Raw genomic sequence first — 2573 nt, forward strand, 5'->3', positions numbered from 1 at the left:
TGCGGATTCCACGGCCATCCGGCCACCTATTCCATGAGCATCCGGCCACTGATTCCACGGTGATCCGGCCACCCATTCCACGCACATCCGGCCACCCTTAAGGCAGGCAGCGACGCAGGATTAATTAACTACCATCGACCTCTTTTATCGAAGCAGAGAGGTCGTCGTGGAAAGGTTATCCATGCGTAAGATTCGAGAAGTACTACGCCTCAAATTTGAGGTCGGCCTATCTGCCCGCCAGATCGCTGTCAGCTTGCAAGTTGGGCGAGCCAGCGTCGGGGATTACCTCAATCGCTTTGCTGCCAGCGGGCTGATTTGGCCCTCTGCTCTGACCGATGCCGAGCTGCAACGAAGTCTTTTCCCGCCACCGCTCGCTGTCCCCAGTGATCAACGTCCGATACCTGATTGGGCAAAGGCTCACACCGAGCTGCGCCGTCCCGGCGTCACCCTGGCTTTGCTCTGGCAGGAGTACCGCCTCAGTCAATCCCAAGGTTTCCAGTACAGCTGGTTCTGCGAGCACTACCGCCTCTGGGCCGCCAAGGTCGACGTGGTCATGCGTCAGGAGCACCGCGCAGGCGAAAAGCTGTTCGTCGACTACGCTGGCCAGACCGTGTCGGTCATCGACCGGCACACAGGCGAGATCCGCCAGACCCAGATATTCGTCGCCGTTCTGGGAGCCTCCAGCTATACATTTGCGGAAGCCACCTGGTCGCAGAAACTGCCGGATTGGCTGGGCTCGCACGTGCGCTGCTTCGCTTTTCTCGGAGGGACATCCGAGATCCTGGTGCCGGACAACCTGCGCAGCGGCGTCAGCAAAGCGCATCGCTACGAGCCGGACATCAACCCCAGCTACCGTGATCTGGCCGAGCATTACGGGGTCGCCGTATTGCCCGCTCGCTCGCGCAAACCCAAGGATAAAGCCAAGGTTGAAGTCGGCGTGCAGGTGGTCGAGCGCTGGATTTTGGCGGTCTTGCGCAACCGCCAGTTCTTCTCGCTCGGCGAACTCAATACGGCTATCGGCTTGCTGCTTGAACGCCTCAACCAAAGGCCCTTCAAGAAGCTGCCCGGCTCGCGCCGCTCAGCCTTCGAAACGCTCGACCAGCCCGCGCTCCAGCCGCTGCCGGAACACCCGTACGTTTATGCCGAATGGAAAAAGGTACGGGTGCACATCGACTACCACGTCGAAGTCGACGGCCATTACTACTCGGTGCCGTACCAGTTGGTGAAGCACCAACTCGAAGTGCGCCTGACGGCGCAAACGGTGGAGTGCTTCCACGCCAACCAACGAGTGGCCAGCCATCTGCGCTCGCTGCACAAAGGCCGCCACACTACCCAAACCGAGCACATGCCCAAGAGCCACCGCGAACACGCCGAATGGACACCGCAACGGCTGATCGGCTGGGCGGAGCAAACCGGGCCGAACACTGCTGGCGTCATCGCCTACATCCTCGAACGCCGGATTCATCCGCAGCACGGCTTCCGTGCCTGTCTGGGCATCCTGCGCCTAGGAAAACACCATGGCGAAGATCGGCTGGAAGCTGCTTGCCAGCGCGCCCTGGCGCTGGGTGCGTGCAGTTACAAAAGCCTCGAATCGATCCTTCGCCAAGGTCTGGAGCGGCTGCCACTGGCCCAACAAAACCTGCCGCTGTTACCCGAAGAGCACATCAACCTGCGCGGCCCCGGCTACTACCACTGACCTGAAGGAGCGCCAAAATGCTACCCAATCCAACCCTCGACAAACTGCAAACCCTGCGACTGCACGGCATGATCAAAGCGTTGAGCGAGCAACACAGCACGCCGGATATCGCCAGCCTCGGTTTCGAGGAGCGCCTGGGCCTGATGGTTGATCGCGAGCTGACCGAGCGTGAAAACACGCGCCTGAGCAGCCGCCTAAAAGCGGCCCGACTGCGTCATAACGCTTGCCTGGAAGACATCGATTACCGCAGCCCCCGTGGTCTGGACAAGTCACTGATCTTGCAACTGGGCAGCGGCCAGTGGTTACGGGACGGCCTGAACTTGATCATCGGCGGCCCCACTGGCGTAGGCAAAACCTGGCTCGCTTGCGCGCTGGCACACAAGGCCTGCCGGGACGGCTATAGCGTGCGTTACCTGCGCTTGCCACGTCTGTTGGAGGATTTGGGGATGGCCCACGGCGACGGTCGCTTCGCCAAACTAATGGCCAGCTACGCCAAGACCGACCTGCTGATCCTTGATGACTGGGGACTGGCCCCGTTTACCACCGAACAACGGCGCGACATGCTGGAGCTGCTGGATGACCGCTACGGCCACCGCTCGACGTTGGTGACCAGCCAGATGCCGGTGGATAAATGGCACGAGCTGATCGGCGATCCGACCTTGGCTGACGCGATCCTCGACCGGTTAGTGCACAACGCTTACCGCCTCGAACTGAAGGGCGAATCGATGCGTAGGCGCTCGACGAAATTGACGACAGCGGGTACTTCAGACTAACAATGCAAACCTGCGTCGCTGCGCTCCGACTGCCCGGCCGGATAAGCGTGGAACAGGTGGCCGGATGTTAGTGGAATGAGTGGCCGGATGGCGTGGAATCCGCA

General features: G+C 60.9%; 2 protein-coding genes. Both read left to right on the top strand.

The window, feature by feature from the left end:
* Positions 1 to 181 precede the first annotated feature (181 nt).
* Positions 182 to 1696 (top strand): IS21 family transposase, encoded by a 1515-nt coding sequence (istA, locus tag BK658_RS28750; protein WP_123585265.1) that lies wholly within the window; start codon positions 182 to 184, stop codon positions 1694 to 1696.
* Between the two features lie 17 nt (positions 1697 to 1713).
* On the top strand, positions 1714 to 2469 hold the full coding sequence (gene istB / locus BK658_RS28755) for an IS21-like element helper ATPase IstB (protein ID WP_123585266.1): 756 nt from the start codon (positions 1714 to 1716) through the stop codon (positions 2467 to 2469).
* Positions 2470 to 2573 lie beyond the last annotated feature (104 nt).

Source organism: Pseudomonas brassicacearum (assembly GCF_003732175.1).
GTDB lineage: Bacteria > Pseudomonadota > Gammaproteobacteria > Pseudomonadales > Pseudomonadaceae > Aquipseudomonas > Aquipseudomonas brassicacearum_G.

What these genes read in the sequence shown, in the direction of transcription:
- istA (WP_123585265.1), top strand. Translation starts at nt 182, where the DNA reads ATGCGTAAGATTCGAGAAGTACTACGCCTCAAATTTGAGGTCGGCCTA.
- istB (WP_123585266.1), top strand. Translation starts at nt 1,714, where the DNA reads ATGCTACCCAATCCAACCCTCGACAAACTGCAAACCCTGCGACTGCAC.